General features: G+C 64.3%; 22 protein-coding genes. 11 read left to right on the top strand and 11 right to left on the bottom strand.

The features are described 5' to 3' along the window. The first annotated feature begins 41 nt into the window (after window positions 1-41). A complete protein-coding gene (locus HU218_RS00850; RefSeq protein ID WP_174873024.1) occupies window positions 42-887 on the top strand; it encodes a GNAT family N-acetyltransferase in 846 nt (281 codons plus the stop codon). A 7-nt stretch (window positions 888-894) separates the two neighbouring features. Here the strand turns inward: HU218_RS00850 and HU218_RS00845 are convergent, their stop codons facing one another. Together HU218_RS00845 and HU218_RS00840 are read right to left on the bottom strand one after the other, a co-directional pair. Beyond that, window positions 895-1377, bottom strand: a complete 483-nt coding sequence (locus HU218_RS00845) for a nuclear transport factor 2 family protein (RefSeq protein ID WP_174873023.1) — start codon at window positions 1375-1377, stop codon at window positions 895-897. Window positions 1378-1490: 113 nt separating this feature from the next. Next, entirely contained in the window at window positions 1491-2045 is a 555-nt protein-coding gene (locus HU218_RS00840) for a carboxymuconolactone decarboxylase family protein (protein ID WP_174873022.1), read from the bottom strand. Between the two features lie 136 nt (window positions 2046-2181). Here HU218_RS00840 and HU218_RS00835 point away from each other — a divergent pair, with 136 nt between their 5' ends. After that, window positions 2182-3081, top strand: a complete 900-nt coding sequence (locus HU218_RS00835; protein ID WP_174873021.1) for a LysR family transcriptional regulator — start codon at window positions 2182-2184, stop codon at window positions 3079-3081. A gap of 40 nt (window positions 3082-3121) precedes the next feature. Here HU218_RS00835 and HU218_RS00830 read toward each other — a convergent pair whose 3' ends face one another. The 6 genes from HU218_RS00830 to HU218_RS00805 are packed head-to-tail and all read right to left on the bottom strand — an operon-like array spanning window position 3122 to window position 6905. Next, window positions 3122-4063 (bottom strand): pyridoxamine 5'-phosphate oxidase family protein, encoded by a 942-nt coding sequence (locus HU218_RS00830; protein ID WP_174873020.1) that lies wholly within the window; start codon window positions 4061-4063, stop codon window positions 3122-3124. A gap of 25 nt (window positions 4064-4088) precedes the next feature. Then, complete coding sequence (locus HU218_RS00825) at window positions 4089-4943, bottom strand: glutathione S-transferase family protein (protein ID WP_246210681.1); 855 nt, start codon at window positions 4941-4943, stop codon at window positions 4089-4091. Then, on the bottom strand, window positions 4916-5323 hold the full coding sequence (locus tag HU218_RS00820) for a VOC family protein (RefSeq protein WP_174873019.1): 408 nt from the start codon (window positions 5321-5323) through the stop codon (window positions 4916-4918). The genes HU218_RS00825 and HU218_RS00820 overlap by 28 nt, the downstream gene beginning before the upstream one ends. 55 nt (window positions 5324-5378) lie before the next feature. Continuing rightward, window positions 5379-6092, bottom strand: coding sequence for a helix-turn-helix transcriptional regulator (locus HU218_RS00815; protein WP_174873018.1), 714 nt, complete (start codon window positions 6090-6092; stop codon window positions 5379-5381). 4 nt (window positions 6093-6096) lie between these two features. Then, window positions 6097-6540: an EVE domain-containing protein gene (locus HU218_RS00810; protein ID WP_174873017.1), complete on the bottom strand. Its 444-nt coding sequence runs from the start codon at window positions 6538-6540 to the stop codon at window positions 6097-6099. Then, the gene (locus tag HU218_RS00805) at window positions 6537-6905 is read right to left on the bottom strand and encodes a VOC family protein (RefSeq protein WP_174873016.1); all 369 of its coding nucleotides are present in this window, start codon (window positions 6903-6905) and stop codon (window positions 6537-6539) included. The genes HU218_RS00810 and HU218_RS00805 overlap by 4 nt, the downstream gene beginning before the upstream one ends. A 374-nt stretch (window positions 6906-7279) precedes the next feature. On the opposite strand from HU218_RS00805, the gene HU218_RS00800 reads away from it, so the two are divergent. After that, on the top strand, window positions 7280-9010 hold the full coding sequence (locus HU218_RS00800) for a GGDEF domain-containing protein (protein WP_174873015.1): 1731 nt from the start codon (window positions 7280-7282) through the stop codon (window positions 9008-9010). A gap of 25 nt (window positions 9011-9035) precedes the next feature. On the opposite strand, the gene HU218_RS00795 is transcribed toward HU218_RS00800, so the two are convergent. Continuing rightward, complete coding sequence (locus tag HU218_RS00795) at window positions 9036-9515, bottom strand: GNAT family N-acetyltransferase (RefSeq protein WP_174873014.1); 480 nt, start codon at window positions 9513-9515, stop codon at window positions 9036-9038. Further along, on the bottom strand, window positions 9512-9631 hold the full coding sequence (lptM, locus tag HU218_RS00790) for an LPS translocon maturation chaperone LptM (RefSeq protein WP_174873013.1): 120 nt from the start codon (window positions 9629-9631) through the stop codon (window positions 9512-9514). The genes HU218_RS00795 and lptM overlap by 4 nt, the downstream gene beginning before the upstream one ends. 97 nt (window positions 9632-9728) lie before the next feature. On the opposite strand from lptM, the gene cyaY reads away from it, so the two are divergent. The 8 genes from cyaY to HU218_RS00750 all read left to right on the top strand — a co-directional run bounded on the left by cyaY (window position 9729) and on the right by HU218_RS00750 (window position 15539). After that, complete coding sequence (gene cyaY, locus HU218_RS00785) at window positions 9729-10046, top strand: iron donor protein CyaY (protein ID WP_174873012.1); 318 nt, start codon at window positions 9729-9731, stop codon at window positions 10044-10046. Window positions 10047-10048: 2 nt separating this feature from the next. Further along, window positions 10049-10465, top strand: coding sequence for a YqaA family protein (locus HU218_RS00780; protein WP_246210680.1), 417 nt, complete (start codon window positions 10049-10051; stop codon window positions 10463-10465). A gap of 202 nt (window positions 10466-10667) precedes the next feature. Beyond that, the gene (gene rsmA / locus HU218_RS00775) at window positions 10668-11441 is read left to right on the top strand and encodes a 16S rRNA (adenine(1518)-N(6)/adenine(1519)-N(6))-dimethyltransferase RsmA (RefSeq protein WP_174873011.1); all 774 of its coding nucleotides are present in this window, start codon (window positions 10668-10670) and stop codon (window positions 11439-11441) included. A gap of 115 nt (window positions 11442-11556) precedes the next feature. After that, the gene (locus HU218_RS00770; RefSeq protein ID WP_174873010.1) at window positions 11557-12291 is read left to right on the top strand and encodes an amino acid ABC transporter ATP-binding protein; all 735 of its coding nucleotides are present in this window, start codon (window positions 11557-11559) and stop codon (window positions 12289-12291) included. Window positions 12292-12374: 83 nt separating this feature from the next. Then, complete coding sequence (locus HU218_RS00765) at window positions 12375-13271, top strand: glutamate/aspartate ABC transporter substrate-binding protein (RefSeq protein WP_174873009.1); 897 nt, start codon at window positions 12375-12377, stop codon at window positions 13269-13271. A gap of 122 nt (window positions 13272-13393) precedes the next feature. Next, window positions 13394-14137 (top strand): amino acid ABC transporter permease, encoded by a 744-nt coding sequence (locus HU218_RS00760; RefSeq protein WP_174873008.1) that lies wholly within the window; start codon window positions 13394-13396, stop codon window positions 14135-14137. Next, window positions 14137-14802, top strand: a complete 666-nt coding sequence (locus HU218_RS00755) for an amino acid ABC transporter permease (protein ID WP_425509239.1) — start codon at window positions 14137-14139, stop codon at window positions 14800-14802. Before HU218_RS00760 ends, HU218_RS00755 begins: the two co-directional genes overlap by 1 nt. Before the next feature lie 2 nt (window positions 14803-14804). Next, window positions 14805-15539 carry an amino acid ABC transporter ATP-binding protein gene (locus HU218_RS00750; RefSeq protein WP_174873112.1) on the top strand — a complete coding sequence of 245 codons (735 nt, stop codon included), beginning with the start codon at window positions 14805-14807 and terminating at the stop codon, window positions 15537-15539. 162 nt (window positions 15540-15701) lie between these two features. Here the strand turns inward: HU218_RS00750 and HU218_RS00745 are convergent, their stop codons facing one another. After that, a complete protein-coding gene (locus HU218_RS00745) occupies window positions 15702-16841 on the bottom strand; it encodes a PilT/PilU family type 4a pilus ATPase (RefSeq protein ID WP_174873007.1) in 1140 nt (379 codons plus the stop codon). Window positions 16842-16847 lie beyond the last annotated feature (6 nt).

Raw genomic sequence — 16847 nt, 5'->3', positions numbered from 1 at the left:
CGGCTTTCTAGAATGGCGTGGTTCCGTACCGGGGCCACGCCATGTCCGCTTTTCGTCTCGTGCCTGCCAATGTTGTGCCGCCGGCACAATTGCACGCTGCTTTCAGCGCCGCCTTTGCCGATTACCTGATCGGCCCGTTCAACCTGGCGCTGGCGCAGTGGCCAGGCTTTCTTGCCCGGCAGGCGGTGTCGCTGTCGCGCAGCCGGGTGGCATTGCGCGGCGACGAGCTGCTGGCGTTCGCGCTGGTGGCACCGCGCGGCCAACGCTGGCGGCTGGCCGCCATGGGCGCCGTGCCGCAGGCTCGCGGCAGCGGCGCGGCGCCGGCGTTGCTGGACGAGCTGATCGCCCGTGCCCGCGCACATGGTCTGCAGGCGCTGGAACTGGAAGTGTTTGCCCAGAACGAGCGCGCCGCCCGGCTGTACCGCAGCCGTGGCTTTGGCGAAGTAATGCCGCTGCATGGCTATACCCTGGCGGCCGATACTGTGTTGCCGCCCGCGGCGCTTGCCCCGCATGACCTTGGCCGCGAGGCGGCGCAGCACTGGCTGGCGGCGGCCGAGGCCGATGACCTGCTGCTGCCGCTGCTGGTGAGCGCCCCGGTGCTGGCGGTGTCGCCGCTGCCGTGGCAGGCCTGGCAGCACGGCAGTGCCCAGCTGGTGTTCGTGCCGCAGCCGGACGGAATCCAGATCCTGAGTCTGGTGGATCGCCAGCCGGCCCAGCAGGCTGCCCGCGCGCTGCTGCTGGCGCTGCGGGCGGCGCATCCGTCGCTGGCATGGCAGGTACCGCAATTGCAGGCGCCACAGCTGGGCGGCGATGCCCTGCTGGCGCTGGGGGCACGCCGCGAACCGCTGTACCAGTACCTGATGCAGCTACCGTTATCCGCAGGCTGAAGCGGGGTTACAGCCCCAGCGCGCTCAGTCCCGGATGATCGTCCGGGCGGCGGCCCTGCGGCCAACGGAACAGCCGTTCCTCCTCGCGGATCGGCAGATCGTTGATGCTGGCGTGGCGCACTGCCATCAGGCCGTTGGCGTCGAATTCCCAGTTCTCGTTGCCGTAGGAGCGGAACCACTGCCCCTGCGCGTCGTGCCATTCATAGGCAAAGCGCACCGCAATGCGCTGCTCGCCGTAGGCCCAGATTTCCTTGATCAGGCGATATTGCTGTTCCCGCTGCCATTTACGGGTCAGGAAGGCTTCGATCTGGGCCCGGCCGGCCAGAAACTCGTGGCGATTGCGCCAGCGGCTGTCCGGGGTATATGCCAATGCCACCTTCTGCGGATCGCGGCTATTCCAGCCGTCTTCGGCGGCACGGACTTTCTGGATGGCGGTTTCCAGCGTGAATGGTGGCAATGGTGGCCGGCTGGCTTCGGGGATCGGGGTCATGACGGTTCCTGGCAATGGGGAGGTGCTGCGGCTCGGGGCGTGAAGCGGCAGCCTGCTGTTTGGACAACAACGCCCGGGTGCCAGCACTTGCGCGGGCACCCGGAGCATACAGCTTACGCTGCGTGGTGCTGGCCGGCAGTGACTACCGGAAAGTCGATGCTGGTGCGCACCACATTGTTGACATAGTTGGTCAGCACGTTCAGCGCCACCAGCAGCACCAGCTCGATGGTTTCTGCCTCGTCGAAACCGGCGGCACGCAGCGCGGCCAGCTCGGCATCGCTGACATGGCCGCGCCTGGCGGCGACCTGGTAGGCAAACTGCAGTGCGGCGTTGCTGCGGGCATCGGCACTATGGTGGTCACGGGCAGCGTCGATTTCGGCGGCAGAAAGTTTGGCGACATGCTGGCCGAGGTAGCTGTGTGCCGACAGGCAGTAATCGCAGCCGTTGTATTCCGCCACCGCCAGCGCGATGCGTTCGCGCAGTGCTGCCGGCAGCTTGCCCTTGTTCAGCGCGCCATTCAGCGACAGGTAGCCTTCCAGCGCCGCCGGGCTGTGGCCGATGACTTTCATCAGGTTGGGCACCACGCCCAGTTGCTGTTGCACGGCGGCCAACAGCGGCTGGCTGGCGGCGTGGGCATGTTCTACGGTCGGGATGCTGATGCGGTTCATGGTGAAGTCCTTGTCGGGTGAGGGATGTTGCTGCGCATCGCGGGCTGCGGTGCCAGTGACAGCACTGTGACAGACCTCATTTGCCAGAAGAATAGCCATACAATGCAATTGATTGTTCCACTTGGGGGAATGAAGCATGGACAGACTGCACCTGATGACGGTGTTTGTGGCGGTGGGGGACGAAGGCAGCTTTGCCGGCGCCGCCCGCCGGCTGGGCATGTCGCCGCCGGCGGTGACGCGTGCCATTGCCAGCCTGGAAGCCCGGCTGGGGGTCAAGCTGCTGCAGCGTACGACCCGCTATGTGCGGGTGACGGAAGCCGGCCAGCGCTATCTGGATGATGCGCGGCGCATTGTGGCGGAGGTGGACGAAGCCGACGAGGCGGTGGCCGGCATCAATGCCGCCCCGCGCGGCCAACTTGCGGGGACCGCGCCGGGACTGTTCGGCAAGCTGTTCGTGATGCCGGGCATCGTGGCCTATCTGCAGCGTTATCCGCAGGTGACGGTGTCGGCGCTGTTTCTCGACCGGGTGGTGAACATGCTGGAGGAAGGCGTGGATGTGGCGGTGCGTATCGGCCCGCTGCCGGATTCCAGCCTGCGCGCGATCAAGGTCGGTGAGGTGCGGCGGGTGCTGTGTGCGTCACCGGGCTATCTGGCCGCGCATGGCGTGCCGGCGCAGCCTGCCGACCTGCTGGCGCACACCACCATTGCCGCCACCAGCGTGTCGCCGACGGTGGAGTGGAAGTTCGATGCCGCGGACGGTGCCGGGTCCGTCAGGTTGCAACCGCGATTGCTGGTCACCAGCAACGACAGCGCCATCGAGGCGGCCAGGGCCGGCTTGGGCATTACCCGGCTGCTGTCCTACCAGGTAGCCGGGCTGGTGCAATCCGGAGAACTGCAGATCGTGCTGCCGGCGTATGAAAGCGCCCCGCTGCCGATCCATATCGTGCATCGGGAAAGCAAGTACGGCTCGGCCAAGGTACGCAGCTTCATCGACCTGATGGTGGAGCGGCTGCGGGCCGACAAGCATTTGGGCTGAGCCGCCCAGCCGCCGCAAGTCGCAGCGCTGGCGCGGCTTGTTACCAGCTGCCGGTGTGCTGCAGGCTGGGCGACAGCCGGGGAGACTGGCCGCGCAAGGCCAGCGCGCCGCGCCGCCGCCACATCTGTTCGACCGTGAAGTGCCAGGCACGCTCGCAGCCGGCGAATGCGGCCAAGGTGTCGTCCTGCCAGACGATCTCGGTGCGCCCGGTCAGCTGCAGCAGGTCGCCGCTGGCAAAGTCGATGAACAGCAGCCCGGCCTTGGGGTTGAGCAGCAGGTTGCCCAAGGTATTGAAAAAGCGGTTGCCGGAAAAATCCGGAATCGTCAGCCGGTTGCCTTCCACCCGGACGAAGCCCGGTTTGCCGCCGCGATGCGACACATCGACCGAGGCCGCCGGCTGGCTGGCATCGCCGGGAAAGCTGCTGGCGACAAACAGCGTGTCCGCGCCGCTAATCAGCTGCCGCGCGGCTTCATCCAGCGCGCCGTGCTGTTCGGCCGGCGCCGCAGCGCCGGCCGGCAGCGGGACAAGGCTGACATCACGCTGCTGGATGTATTTCGGGCAATTGCCGAACGATTGTGTCACCGCCACCGTCAGTCCGGCAGCCGACACGGTTTGCAGTTCGCCGTTCATGCGGTTGCGGCGGCGGGTCGGCAGCTCGATGCCCAGCACGCCGACCGGGGCGCCGGGTGACAGGCAGGCGCGCAGTGGATCATCGCGTGCCGGCTGGGCGGCTATCGTCAGCAGGCGGGGGTCGGGCGACTGCACAAAGCCGGGAGTCCCTTCCAGGATGCCGGCCCACGGCCAGCCGGCGGCGTCCACGCCGCCAAGCAGCAAGAACGGTAGCTGGGCATAGAACTGCCGGTGCTGCTCGGGCATGTAGTCGCGAATCACGCGCTGGCCGACGGCGGCCATCTGCTCGGCAACGCCCAGCCGTTGCTGCAGCAGCCGTTCGCCACGGTGCCAGGGAGAGGTGCTGTGCATGCTGCGTTCCTTGCCGGTGCGACGCTTAGCCGGCCAGGCCGACAGCCGTGTGCTGCATGCCGACAAAACCCGGCAGGGCTTCGATGCGTGCCAGCCAGGCGCGCAGCTGCGGATAAGCGGCCAGCGAGACATTGCCCTCCGGCGCGTGCGCGGTATAGGTGTAGTTGGCGATGTCGGCAATGCTGGGTTTGTCGCCGGTGAGGAATGGCTGGCGCGTGAGTTCCGTTTCCATCACCGCGAACAGCTTGTGGGCGCGCGCGATGACTTCCTCGGCGTGCAAGCCGGCACCAAATACCGTGATCAGCCGCGCCGCGGCCGGGCCGAAGGCCAGCGGACCGGCGGCCACCGACAGCCAGCGCTGCACCGCGGCCTCGCCCACGGCATCGTTTGGCAACCAGTCGCCATTGCCGTAGTGGCGCGCCAGGTACACCAGGATGGCATTGGAGTCGGCAACGATGGTGCCGTTATCGTCGATGACCGGTACCTGGCCGAACACGTTCAGCTTCAGGAAATCGGCCTGCTTGTGTGCGCCGGCGCGCAGGTCCACCTCGATCAGCTCGGTAGGCACCTTGAGCAAGGCCAGCGCCAGCCGTACGCGATGGGCGTGGCCGGACAGCGGGAAGGTATACAGTTTGACGGGCAGGCGAGCCATATTGATCTCCGGGGCAGTGGCGCATCGCGACAGGATGCGGATGGCGGCACTGTGCGCCTGCCTGGCGGAGAACAGAATGACCGTGGCGGGTAATTGATTATTGCCGGCAGCGGAATAGTACGGCGGGCAAGACGGCGGCCAAGCTGCCGCCGTCGCCGACAGGTTGGCCGCATGTGTCAGCTCGGCACGCGGTAGTGGATTCACACGTGCGGAAACTGCGGGTTCCACGCCACTTCCCACAGGAAGCCGTCCGGATCGCGGAAGTAGCCGCTACGTCCGCCCCAGAAGGCATCCGCCGCCGGTTTGACGATCTCGCCGCCCCGGCTGGCGACTTCGGCCAGCAGCGCATCAACGTCTAACCGTTCGCGCACATTGTGCGCCAGCGAAAAACCGGGAAACGCTGCCGGCGGGCTGTCCGCCACGCCGGCATCCTGTGCCAGCTCGCTGCGCGGGAACAGCGACAGCCAGGTCTTGCCCAGTTCGAAGAAGGCGACGCCGGCGCCCTCCGGCATGGCGATCTGCGGCAGCGCCAGCACGTCGCGGTAGAAGGCGGTGGCGCGCGCCAGATCGGCGACGCCGAGGGTGATGAAACTCAGTCGGGCTTCCATATTGCGGCTCCTTGCGTGGTGGTGGCGGCGGCCAACCAGGTATTGCGCTACGGATTCAAGAGCGGTGCCAGGGCTGGCGCGTCTGCTGTTGCAGCCGCAGGCGGCCGGCGTCACCGGCGCCCGCCTGCTGCAGAAAGCCATCCAGCGAGATGCCGTCCGGCCACGGCAGCTTGGCCGCCTGCTGCGCGGCGATGCGGTCGGTGCGGAAGTGGCGGTAGTCCTGCCGCAGCAGGCACCATGCCGCCAGCGTCCAGTGTTCGCCCCAGAAGAATAGCCCCAGCGGGGCAATATCCCGCAGGCTGCTGTTGCCGGCGGCATCGCGGTAGTGCAGTTGCAGGCATTGCTGCCGCTCGCAGGCGCGGCGCAGCGCGGCCAGCGCCTGTGGCGCCGGTGCCCGCAACGGCGGCACGAATAACGGCGACGGCGTCAGTCCGCTGCTGCCCAGCACGGCATGGATCTTGGCCAGCGCGCTGTGGGCGGCGGCGGCGGTATCGCTGTCGGCGCAGCCGGCCAGCATGCGGGCGCCGGCTTCCAGCGCCGACAACTCGTCGCTGCCGAAACTCAGCGGCGGCGGGGTGAAGCCGGCCTCCAGCCAGTAGCCTTCGCCGGCTTCGCCGTTGAGCGGCGCGCCGCTGGCCAGCAGGTCGGCCATGTCGCGGTACACGGTGCGCGGCGACACTTCCAGCCAGGCGGCCAACTGGGCGGCGGTGGTGCGACGGCGGCCGCGCAACAGCAGCAGGATCTGCAGCAGGCGATCGGCTCGGCGCATCGCATTACTCCGTCAGCATGGAAGCGGGCAGTGTCGCGCCCATCGCCGCCGCAATCAAGCGGAAGTCGGCGGCGCTGATCTGCAGCAGGCCGAAGCGGAATGCCTGGCCCCAGTGCTGCGGGTCCGGAATACAGGCCAGCCGGGTCAGCAGCGGACGGATGACCGCGGCCGTGGCGGGTACGAATTGCACATCGCGCCGCCACGGGGTGAAATCCGCCGCCATCTGCACCTGATACGGCTGGCGCGGCTGCACGATGCCGATGGCGGTGAAGCATTGGCATGGCGTGTCGGTACCGAACACTTCGCGCGGCGAGTAATACACCAGGCCGTCACCCGGCTGCAGGCGCGCCAGCGGCCCCGCCTTGCCGTGGCACAGCTGGGCAAAGCCGCCGGCCACGCCGCGGCCAACGTGGTCGCGGCTGGCAACGCCGATCCAGTAGCGGCTCATGGCGCGCTATGCACGCCGATGATGTTGCCGTCCGGATCGGCGAACTGGCCGATATCGCCCATGCCATCCGGCAGTGCGGTTTTCTCCATCAGCACCTGGCCGCCGGCCGGTGCGACGCGGGCCAGCAGCGCGGCCAGATCGGCGCCGCCATCCAGATACAGCCGGCAACCTTGCGCCGCCGCTTGCAGTCGCGGGCTGTGCAACAGGCTGCCGTGGCTGCTGCCATCCGCCAGGGTGAAGACCGCGTTTTGCTCGCCCATGAAGTGTTCCAGCCGCAACTGCAACTGGAACACTTGCTGGTAGAAGGTGACGGCGCGGGCAAAGTCGGTAACGGGAATTTCGAACCAGTGAACAAACGGCGACATGATGGACTCCTCGGGTTGGCAGCACGGCTGCATGTCGCCAGTATCGACAGGTGCTACTGACAGCCTGCTGTCAGTAGCGGCAAAAACGGGTGGCTAGCGGTGGTATGGCAGCAACAGCTGGCCGCAGGCAGCTGTTAGCGCAGGTGGCGGAATTTCTCAAAATTTGATGCGCTTGCTTGAAGAAGACAGCAGTTGTGGCGCGACCGGTCAGCAGGCGGCAAAAAAACCGGCTATGACGTGTGTAGCCTCTGTTCCGGCGACGAAATAGGCGATATAAAGCAATGCGTTATTGAAATGCCTCCGTTTAATAGCGGTTTGCTTACAGCTTACCGCCAATAAAAAAACAAATGCCAACACGAGTCACGGCTAACGCCATGCATGAGTCACCGCTACCGGCCACGACGCCGGGAACCAGCCGCACTATCTCCCTGCTGCTGCGCCAGGCACGCCGGGCGCGGCAGAATGGCGAGCATCATCTTGGCTGCCAGGCCGCCGCGGATGCGCTGGCGCTGTGCAGCCTGCCGCGCTTTCGTCGCCAGCGCGACGAGGCGCTGGTGTTGCTGGCGCTGCACTCGTTGCGGCTGGGGCGGCTGACCGATGCCGTGCAGTACGGGCTGGAAGCCGCCTCGGTACTGGATTTTGTCAACGACGCCGCCATCCGCGCCGATGTGCTGTGTACCGTGTCGATGGCCTGCAACGAGATGGGGCTGGGCCAGGACGCGTTGAAATACGCGCTGGAGGCGCTGGGCGGCGCCCGCCTGTGCGATGACCCGCTGTTGCTGTCGTGGGCGCTGAACCGTGCCGGTCTGGCCTCGTTCTCCGCGCTGGGCGACCTGGAGCAGTGCGTCGGCCTGCTGCAGCAGGCGGAAAGCCAGGCCAGGTTGGCCGCGGACGATGTCGCCTGTTTCAGTGCGCTGACCAATCTCGGGGTGACGTACCGCGCCGCCGGCCTGCAGCAGGAAGTGCTGGGCAATGGCGACGAGGCGCAGCGGCTGTTCCTGCTGGCGCGCACCCAGTTCGAGCTGGCCGAGCAGCTGGCGCGCAGTGGCAACAACCTGCATTCGCTGGCGACGGCCTCGATCAATCTGGCGGAAATCCACACCAACCTCGGCAACTTTGCCGACAGCAAGGCTGCGCTGGCCCGGGCGCAGACCCTGGCCGAAGAGGGGCACTTTACCCATATCCGCCGCAATGTCGATCTGGCCGAGGCCACCCTGCTGCATCACTGCGGCCAGCACCAGGCGGCGGCCGCGGCGTTGCATGCGCTGCTGGCGCAGAACGATGTGCTGGAGTTCGACATGAAGGTGCTGGCGCACGAGAGCCTGTACCGGCTGTACAAGGAGTGCGGCGAGTTCCAGCAGGCACTGGTGGAGCTGGAGGCGCTGCGCCGCATCGAACAGGAACTAGCCAACCAGCGCAGCAGCACCCAGGGCTGGGCGATCCGCAAGGAGCTGGAAATCACCAGCGCGCAGCTGGCGACCGAGCGCGAGCGCTTGCAGGCGGAGCGCGAACGGTTGCGGGCGGCGCGGCTGGAGGCGGAAAAAGCGGTGGCCGATGCGCGCATGAACGAGCTGGAAAAAGCCGCGCTGGTCGACCCGCTGACCGGGGTGGGCAATCGCCGGTTACTGGATCTGGAAGGGCCGGCGCGGCTGGCGCGGCTCGGCAGCGAGGGCGGCGGGCTGGCGGTGGTAGTGCTGGACCTGGACCACTTCAAGAGCATCAACGACCGCTTCGGCCATGCCGTCGGCGACGAGACGCTGACCAAGGTGGCGCAGCTGATCACCCTGCGCACGCGCAGCAGCGATCTGGTGACGCGCTATGGCGGCGAGGAGTTTGTGCTGTTGCTGGCGGATACCACCGTGGAGAGCGTGCTGGTGTGTTGCGAGCGCTTGCGGCTGGCGATCATGGATTACAGCTGGCAGGAGGTGCACCCGCTGCTGCATGTCACCGCCAGCTTCGGCCTGCACTGGTGTGACAGTCCACAATCCTGGGACGAAGCGCTGCGCGCCGCCGATGTCGCGCTGTACCGCGCCAAGCGCAATGGCCGCAACCGGCTGCAGCTATCGGGCGACGACGAAGCGGGCCAGACCAGCGCTGCGCCGTAAGCGGCGGCCCGCCTGGCGGCAGGAATTACAGTTTCTTTTCCAGCATCAGGTAGCGGGTGCCGCCCAGCCCGGCGTGGGCAAAGCCTTCGCTGTGGTACAGCGCCAGCCCGACATGGTTGTCTTCGCGTACTTCCAGCGTCACCTTGGCGCAGCCGCGTTCGCTGGCGGCGGCGGCAACCGCCTGCATCAGCCGCCGGCCCAGGCCTTTACCGCGGCCGCTGGCCAGTACCGACAGATCGTGCAGATTGCACACCGGCGCGGCGTAGAAGCTGGAAAACCCTAGCACGCATAGCGCATGCCCTACCGGCTCGCCATCCAGCTCGGCAATCACCGCAAACAGCCCGGGGTGGCGGCCCAGCGCATCCGCCAGCTGCTCACGTGCAGCGGCAGACAGGCCATCGCCACCGCCCATCGGGTCGCGGGCGTAGCCGTCGGTCAGCCGCACCAGCAGTGCGCGCTCGCCGGCATCGGCCAGGTTGGCCGCACGTACGGCCAGCCGGCTCATTTGGCGGCGCTCGCGGTGGCGTGGTCGGCCGGCGGTTTGGGCAGGTACAGCGGGCTTTTATAGCCGCAGGCAGCCAGGGTGGCACAGAGCAGGGACAGTAGCAGCGCAGTACGCATACGGATTCCAGTGGGTAGCTATGGCAAAATGGCAGTCTAACAGGCTGCTGCGGACTCTCCCAAGCTGCACGGCCCCCCTTTTGGACAGGATGAAGCAATGAGCGAAACCGAATTCCTGCGCCTGAGCGATGATATTTTCCGCCGCATCGAGAATGCGCTGGACGACGCCGGGCTGGATGTGGACTGCGTGATCAGCGGCAACGTGCTGGAGATCGAGTTCGAGGATGGCGGCAAGGTGGTGGTGAACCGCCATGTGCCGAACCAGGAGCTGTGGATCGCGGCAAAGAGCGGCGGTTTCCCTTTTGCCTGTCGCGATGGACAGTGGATTGCCAGCCGCGACGGCGCCGAGTTCGGTGCCACGCTGTCGCAGGGGGTCAGCACGGCCGCCGGCGAGGCTTTCCGCTTTAGCGTATAAGCGTGGACAGCGCGCTGTTGCTGGCAGGGTTGGCCGCATCGGCCTTCCTGTCGGCTACCCTGCTGCCCGGCAGCTCCGAGCTGGCGCTGGGCGCGCTGTTGCTGCAGCGGCCGGGATTGTGGCTGCTGGCGCTGCTGGTGGCGACGGTGGCCAATACCGCCGGCAGCCTCAGCAGTGTCTGGCTGGGGCGGCGGGTGCCGCCGGGGACTATGTCACCACGGGTGGCGGCATGGTTCGGCCGTTTCGGGCCGCTGACCCTGCTGCTGAGCTGGGTGCCGGTGATCGGTGACGCACTGCCGCTGGCAGCCGGCTGGCTGCGTTTGCCGTGGTGGTCCTGCCTGTGCTGGATCGGCGTGGGCAAGTTCGCGCGGTATGCCGTGCTGGTGGCCGGCGTGCGGCAACTGGCTGCCGGGCATTAGACCTGGCATTCGGGCTGGCGTATGGTGGCGGGGTTGCCCATCCGGTTTTCCGTACGCATGCGTTTTCATCGCCGCCGTTACACTTTGTCATGGCAAAACGGCCATGACGATTTAAGGTGAACACGGTGGCCGCGTTTTTTTCAGCCAACTGCCTGCGCAGCGATGTGCGGGCTTTGTGCTTTGTTAGCTATCCGGACATTTCATGAGTAAACACATACCGCGCAAGCGATTCGGCCAGAACTTTTTGCAGGACCAGCGGGTGATCGAGGATATCGTCAACGCCGTTGGCGCCCGTCGCGACGACGTGGTGATCGAGATCGGGCCGGGCCTGGGGGCGCTGACAAAGCCGTTGCTGCAGCGTTTAGACCATTTGCATGTCGCCGAGATCGACCGCGACATCATCTCGCGCCTGAAGCGCGAATACCCGCCGGAGCGGCTGACCATCCATGAAGGCGATGCGCTGGAATTCGATTTCGGCACGGTGACCGACGGCAAGTTCAAGCTGGTGGGCAACCTGCCGTACAACATTTCCACCCCGCTGCTGTTCCATCTTGCCAGCTACGGCGAGCGGGTGATCGACATGCACTTCATGCTGCAAAAAGAGGTGGTGGACCGCATGGTGGCGGTACCCGGCACCCCGGATTACGGCCGTTTGACGGTGATGTTGCAGTACCGTTTCGACATGGAACAGATCTTGCTGGTACCGCCCGGTTCGTTCTACCCGCCGCCGAAGGTTGACTCGGCGGTGGTGCGGATGATCCCCGTTCCGGGCCGTTGCGGCATTGCCCGCGACGAGGTTGTGCTGGAGCAGGTGGTGGCGCAGGCATTTGCCCAGCGTCGCAAGACACTGCGCAACAACCTCAAGGGCATAATCGACGACGAGAAGTTGGCCGCACTGGGCATCGATGCCGGGTTGCGCGCCGAAAACCTCTGCGTGGAGCAATATGTGGCCATTGCGAATGCACTGGCCGGCTAAAGGTGACATGCTGCAGGCGGTTTAGCCTGCGGCACGGATGCCGGGTTCGTTCCGTCAGACAAGAGCGCGCAAGCGACGACGGGGATCTTCTACATACGGTGGGAAAAGGGAAGTCATGATCCGATTTAACAATGTGCACAAGTGGTTCAAGGACCTGCATGTGCTCAAGGGCGTCAACCTGGAAGTGACCCAGGGCGAGGTGGTGGTGGTGTGCGGGCCGTCCGGTTCCGGCAAGTCCACGCTGATCCGCACGGTGAACCAGCTGGAAACCATCAACGAAGGCGAGATCTGGGTTGATGGCGTCAATGTGACCGATCCGAAGACCAACCTGAACGCGCTGCGCGCCGAAGTCGGCTTTGTGTTCCAGCATTTCAACCTGTACCCGCATCTATCGGTACTGGAAAACATCACACTTTCGCCTATCAAGGTAAAAGGCATGGACAAGGTGGCCGCCGAAAAGCAGGCCATCAATCTGCTGGAAAAGGTTGGTCTGGCACACAAGAAAGATGCTTTCCCGTCGCAGTTGTCCGGCGGCCAGCAGCAACGCGTGGCGATTGCCCGTGGCCTGGCGATGGAACCGCGCGTGATGCTGTTCGATGAGCCGACCTCTGCGCTGGACCCGGAAATGATCGGCGAGGTGCTGAAGGTAATGAAGGATCTGGCCGAGTCCGGCATGACCATGATGGTGGTGACTCACGAGATGGGTTTTGCCCGTGAAGTGGCCGACCGTGTGGTGTTTGTCGATCACGGCGAGATCATCGAACAGGCGCATCCGGAAAGCTTCTTTACCAACCCGCAGCATGATCGTGCCAAGCAATTCCTGCGTCAGTTGCTGACGCCGATGAACTAGAAAAAAGCATTCAATTCGGGTCGCCCCGTTACCCGGGGCGGCCGGGACAAGCAGCAAAAAACCCGAGAAAAATGGAGAAACTCATGCGTTTTACCAAACGACTGCTGACTACTGCCGTAATCGCTTCCGCTGTTGCCGCTCCGGCCATGGCCGAAGGTACCCTGGACAAGATCAAGGAATCCGGCGTGATTGTGCTGGGTCACCGCGATGCCTCGATTCCGTTCTCCTACCTGGCTGATGGGCAGACCCCGGTGGGCTATTCGCACGACCTGCAGCTGAAAGTGGTTGAGGCTGTTAAAAAACAGCTGAAGATGCCTAACCTGCAAGTACGTTACAACCTGGTGACCTCGCAGACCCGTATCCCGCTGGTACAGAACGGCACCGTGGATCTGGAGTGCGGCTCCACCACCAACAACCTGGAACGTCAGAAGCAGGTTGCCTTCTCGGTGGGCATCTTCGAAATCGGTACCCGCCTGCTGACCTCCAAGACTTCCGGCGTGAAGGATTTCCCGGATCTGAAGGGCAAGAACGTGGTGACCACCGCCGGTACCACTTCCGAGCGTCTGCTGAAGGCGATGAATGCCGAGAAGCAGATGGGCATGAACATCATCTCTGCCAAGGACCATGGCGAATCGTTCCTGATGCTGGAGTCCGGCCGCGCCGTGGCCTTCATGATGGACGACGCGCTGCTGTACGGCGAACTGGCCAAGGCCAAGAACCCGGCTGCCTGGGTCGTGACCGGCAAGCCGCAGTCGTTCGAAATCTACGGCTGCATGCTGCGCAAGGATGATCCGGCGTTCAAGAAAGTAGTCGATGACGCCATCAAGGCCACCTACAAGTCCGGCGAAATCAACAAGATCTACAGCAAGTGGTTCACCAGCCCGGTACCGCCGAAGGGTCTGAACCTGAACTTCCCGATGTCCGACGAGCTGAAAGAGCTGGTAGCCAAGCCGACCGACAAGTCTGCGGAGCAGATGTAAGCAGGCATGATCGCTAGCCAAGCGGGTAAGTTCGGCTTGCGGCCAACGTAACCGGCAGGGGGAACTCCCCCTCCCGCTTGCGAAGGGGCGCGGCTTGCGCCCCTTTTTCTTTGGAGACATCAATGAATTACAACTGGGACTGGAACGTTTTCTTCAAGTCCACCGGTATCGGCAGCGAAATCTACCTTGACTGGTTCATTTCCGGCCTGGGCTGGACCATCGCGGTGGCGCTGGTGGCCTGGATCGTGGCGCTGATCATCGGTTCCATTCTGGGGGTGATGCGTACCCTGCCGAACAAGGCGGCTGCCAGCTTTGCCGCAGGCTATGTCGAACTGTTCCGCAACGTGCCGCTGCTGGTGCAGCTGTTCGTGTGGTACTTCCTGGTACCGGACTACTTGCCGGAACAGACACAGATCTGGTTCAAGCAGGAGCTGGCGCCGACCACCTCGGCCTATATCTCGGTGGTGGTGTGCCTGGCGCTGTTTACCGCCGCACGGGTCTGTGAACAGGTGCGCACCGGCATCCAGGCGCTGCCGAAGGGGCAGAGTGCCGCCGCGCTGGCGGTCGGCTTCAACCAGGCGCAGATGTACCGCCACGTGCTGTTGCCGCAGGCGTTCCGCATCATCATCCCGCCGCTCACCAGCGAGTTTCTCAACATCTTCAAGAACTCGTCGGTGGCCTCGCTGATCGGGCTGATGGAGCTGCTGGCGCAGACCAAGCAGACCGCGGAATTCACCGCCAATATGTTCGAGGCATTTACCCTTGCGACCATCATTTACTTCGTGCTCAACATGAGCCTGATGGGCCTGATGAGCTGGGTTGAGCGCAAGGTGCGCGTGCCCGGCATGATGGGAGGGGCAAAATAATGGATTTCACCCAGATTGTTCCGGCCATGCCGGCGCTGTGGGAAGGCATGCTGCTGACACTGAAGATGCTGGTGCTGGCCGTCAGCGGCGGTGTGGCGCTGGGTACCGTGCTGGCGCTGATGCGGCTGTCCAGCAACCCGCTGCTGTCCGGGCTGGCCAAGACCTACGTCAACTACTTCCGTTCCATCCCGTTGCTGCTGGTGATCACCTGGTTCTACCTGGCGGTACCGATGCTGCTGAACTGGATCACCGGCACGTTTGTCTCGGTGGGCGCGTTTACCTCGTGCCTGGTGGCGTTCATGATGTTCGAGGCCGCCTACTACTGCGAGATCGTCCGGGCCGGCATCCAGTCCATCCCCCGTGGCCAGCTGCATGCGGCCTACGCGGTGGGGATGACTTATGGCCAGGCGATGCGCCTGATCATCCTGCCGCAGGCATTCCGCAAGATGATGCCGCTGCTGCTGCAGCAGTCTGTCATCCTGTTCCAGGATACATCCCTGGTCTATGCTGTCGGTTTGATGGATTTCCTCAACACGGCCCGCTCCAAGGGCGACATCGTGGGTTTGCCGCATGAGTTCCTGATTTTTGCCGGTGCGGTGTACTTTGTGATCAGTTTCGGCGCGTCCACCCTGGTGAAGCGTCTGCAAAAGAGGTTGGCAGTATGAGCATGATTTCCATCAAGAACGTCAGCAAGTGGTATGGCGAATTCCAGGTGCTTACCGACTGCACTACCAAGGTCAGCAAGGGTGAAGTGGTGGTGGTGTGCGGCCCGTCCGGCTCCGGCAAATCCACGCTGATCAAGACCGTCAACGCGCTGGAGCCGTTCCAGAAAGGCGAGATCTTCGTCGACGGCATCTCGGTGGGCGATGCCAAGACCGACCTGCCGAAACTGCGCGCCCGCATCGGCATGGTGTTCCAGAACTTCGAGCTGTTCCCGCACCTGTCGATTACCGAAAACCTGACCATCGCGCAGCAACGCGTGCTGGGACGTAGTCTGGACGAGGCGATGCAGAAGGGCATGCACTATCTGGATCGCGTCGGCCTGAAGGCGCATGCGGGCAAGTTTCCGGGCCAGCTGTCTGGCGGCCAGCAGCAGCGCGTGGCGATTGCCCGTGCGCTGGCGATGGACCCGATCGCCATGCTGTTCGACGAACCGACGTCGGCACTGGACCCGGAGATGGTGAACGAGGTGCTGGACGTGATGGTGGAGCTTGCACAGGAAGGCATGACCATGATGTGCGTCACCCATGAGATGGGTTTTGCGCGCAAGGTGGCCAACCGTGTGATCTTCATGGACCGCGGCCACATTGTGGAAGACTGCAGCAAGGACGAGTTCTTCGGTAACCCGGATGCCCGTTCCGAGCGTGCCAAGCAGTTCCTGTCCAAGATACTGCAGCACTGATCGTCGCGCATTGCACGCCAACGCCGCCTTGCGCGGCGTTTTTTATTGCAAGCCGTGCCGGCAAGGATGCGGCCAACCTTATCGCTGTCGCAGTACGAAAGGTTGGCCGCATAAAACAATACCGGCCACTGTCGTGGCCGGTATCGCGCGGGGCGCTGGCGGCTAGATGATGTCGAGGTGGTCCAGCCCGCCCTGCTCGACGCCCTGGTGCTTGGCGGTTTCGCTGTGCAGCTTGATCTGCAGCCGCAGGTCGTTTACCGAGTCGGCATTGCGTAGCGCATCCTCGTAGCCGATCTTGCCGACTTCGAACAGGTCGAACAGTGCCTGGTCGAAGGTCTGCATGCCGGATTCGCGCGAGCGGGACATCACCTCCTTGATGCTGGCCACCTCGCCCTTGAAGATCAGGTCGGAAATCAGCGGGCTGTTGATCAGCACCTCGATCGCCGCAGTACGGCCCTTGCCGCCTTTCATCGGCACCAGCCGCTGCGAGATGATGGCCTTCATGTTCAGCGACAGGTCCATCAGCACCTGCTGATGACGTTCTTCCGGAAAGAAGTTCAGGATGCGGTCCAGCGCCTGGTTGGCGTTGTTGGCGTGCAGTGTCGCCAGGCACAAGTGGCCGGTCTCGGCGAATTGCAGGCCGTAGCCCATGGTTTCGCGGTCGCGGATTTCGCCCATCAGGATCACGTCCGGCGCCTGGCGCAGGGTGTTCTTCAGCGCCACATCCCAGTTCTCGGTATCCACGCCGACCTCGCGCTGGGTGACGATGCTTTTCTTGTGCGCATGCACGTATTCCACCGGGTCTTCGATGGTGATGATGTGGTCGGCGGCATTGCTGTTGCGCCAGTCCACCAGTGCGGCCAGCGAGGTGGACTTGCCGGAGCCGGTACCGCCGACGAAGATCACCAGCCCGCGCTTGATCATCGCGATGTCTTTCAGCACCTCCGGCAGCTGCAGCTGATCGAAGGTGGGGATCTCGGTGTTGATCTTGCGCAGTACCATGCCGGCCTTGCCCTGCTGCACATAGGCGCTGACGCGGAAGCGGCCAACCCCGGGCGGACTGATGGCAAAGTTGGCTTCCTTGTTGGCCTCGTATTCCTCGGTCTGGCGGTCGTTCATGACCGAGCGCACCAGCTCCTTGGTGTGCTGCCCGGATAGCACCTGCGGTGATACCGGGGTGATCTTGCCGTCGATCTTCATCGCCGGCGGGAATTCCGCGGCGATGAAGATATCCGATGCGTTCTTGCTGACGGCGTGGGCCAGCAGATCGTTGATGAATTTTGACGCCTGTTCTTTTTCCATCGCCGG

The organism is Vogesella oryzae (assembly GCF_902829295.1).
Lineage (GTDB): Bacteria > Pseudomonadota > Gammaproteobacteria > Burkholderiales > Chromobacteriaceae > Vogesella > Vogesella oryzae.
This window is presented reverse-complemented; position numbering and strand designations above follow the sequence as displayed.

Coding starts and splice junctions, on each gene's coding strand:
- HU218_RS00765 (WP_174873009.1), top strand. CDS start 12,375: ATGCGTTTTACCAAACGACTGCTGACTACTGCCGTAATCGCTTCCGCT.
- HU218_RS00805 (WP_174873016.1), bottom strand. CDS start 6,905: ATGTCGCCGTTTGTTCACTGGTTCGAAATTCCCGTTACCGACTTTGCC.
- HU218_RS00840 (WP_174873022.1), bottom strand. CDS start 2,045: ATGAACCGCATCAGCATCCCGACCGTAGAACATGCCCACGCCGCCAGC.
- HU218_RS00815 (WP_174873018.1), bottom strand. CDS start 6,092: ATGCGCCGAGCCGATCGCCTGCTGCAGATCCTGCTGCTGTTGCGCGGC.
- HU218_RS00745 (WP_174873007.1), bottom strand. CDS start 16,841: ATGGAAAAAGAACAGGCGTCAAAATTCATCAACGATCTGCTGGCCCAC.
- HU218_RS00800 (WP_174873015.1), top strand. CDS start 7,280: ATGCATGAGTCACCGCTACCGGCCACGACGCCGGGAACCAGCCGCACT.
- rsmA (WP_174873011.1), top strand. CDS start 10,668: ATGAGTAAACACATACCGCGCAAGCGATTCGGCCAGAACTTTTTGCAG.
- HU218_RS00750 (WP_174873112.1), top strand. CDS start 14,805: ATGATTTCCATCAAGAACGTCAGCAAGTGGTATGGCGAATTCCAGGTG.
- HU218_RS00850 (WP_174873024.1), top strand. CDS start 42: ATGTCCGCTTTTCGTCTCGTGCCTGCCAATGTTGTGCCGCCGGCACAA.
- HU218_RS00795 (WP_174873014.1), bottom strand. CDS start 9,515: ATGAGCCGGCTGGCCGTACGTGCGGCCAACCTGGCCGATGCCGGCGAG.
- lptM (WP_174873013.1), bottom strand. CDS start 9,631: ATGCGTACTGCGCTGCTACTGTCCCTGCTCTGTGCCACCCTGGCTGCC.
- HU218_RS00820 (WP_174873019.1), bottom strand. CDS start 5,323: ATGGAAGCCCGACTGAGTTTCATCACCCTCGGCGTCGCCGATCTGGCG.
- HU218_RS00830 (WP_174873020.1), bottom strand. CDS start 4,063: ATGCACAGCACCTCTCCCTGGCACCGTGGCGAACGGCTGCTGCAGCAA.
- HU218_RS00755 (WP_425509239.1), top strand. CDS start 14,137: ATGGATTTCACCCAGATTGTTCCGGCCATGCCGGCGCTGTGGGAAGGC.
- HU218_RS00845 (WP_174873023.1), bottom strand. CDS start 1,377: ATGACCCCGATCCCCGAAGCCAGCCGGCCACCATTGCCACCATTCACG.
- HU218_RS00810 (WP_174873017.1), bottom strand. CDS start 6,540: ATGAGCCGCTACTGGATCGGCGTTGCCAGCCGCGACCACGTTGGCCGC.
- HU218_RS00760 (WP_174873008.1), top strand. CDS start 13,394: ATGAATTACAACTGGGACTGGAACGTTTTCTTCAAGTCCACCGGTATC.
- HU218_RS00835 (WP_174873021.1), top strand. CDS start 2,182: ATGGACAGACTGCACCTGATGACGGTGTTTGTGGCGGTGGGGGACGAA.
- cyaY (WP_174873012.1), top strand. CDS start 9,729: ATGAGCGAAACCGAATTCCTGCGCCTGAGCGATGATATTTTCCGCCGC.
- HU218_RS00770 (WP_174873010.1), top strand. CDS start 11,557: ATGATCCGATTTAACAATGTGCACAAGTGGTTCAAGGACCTGCATGTG.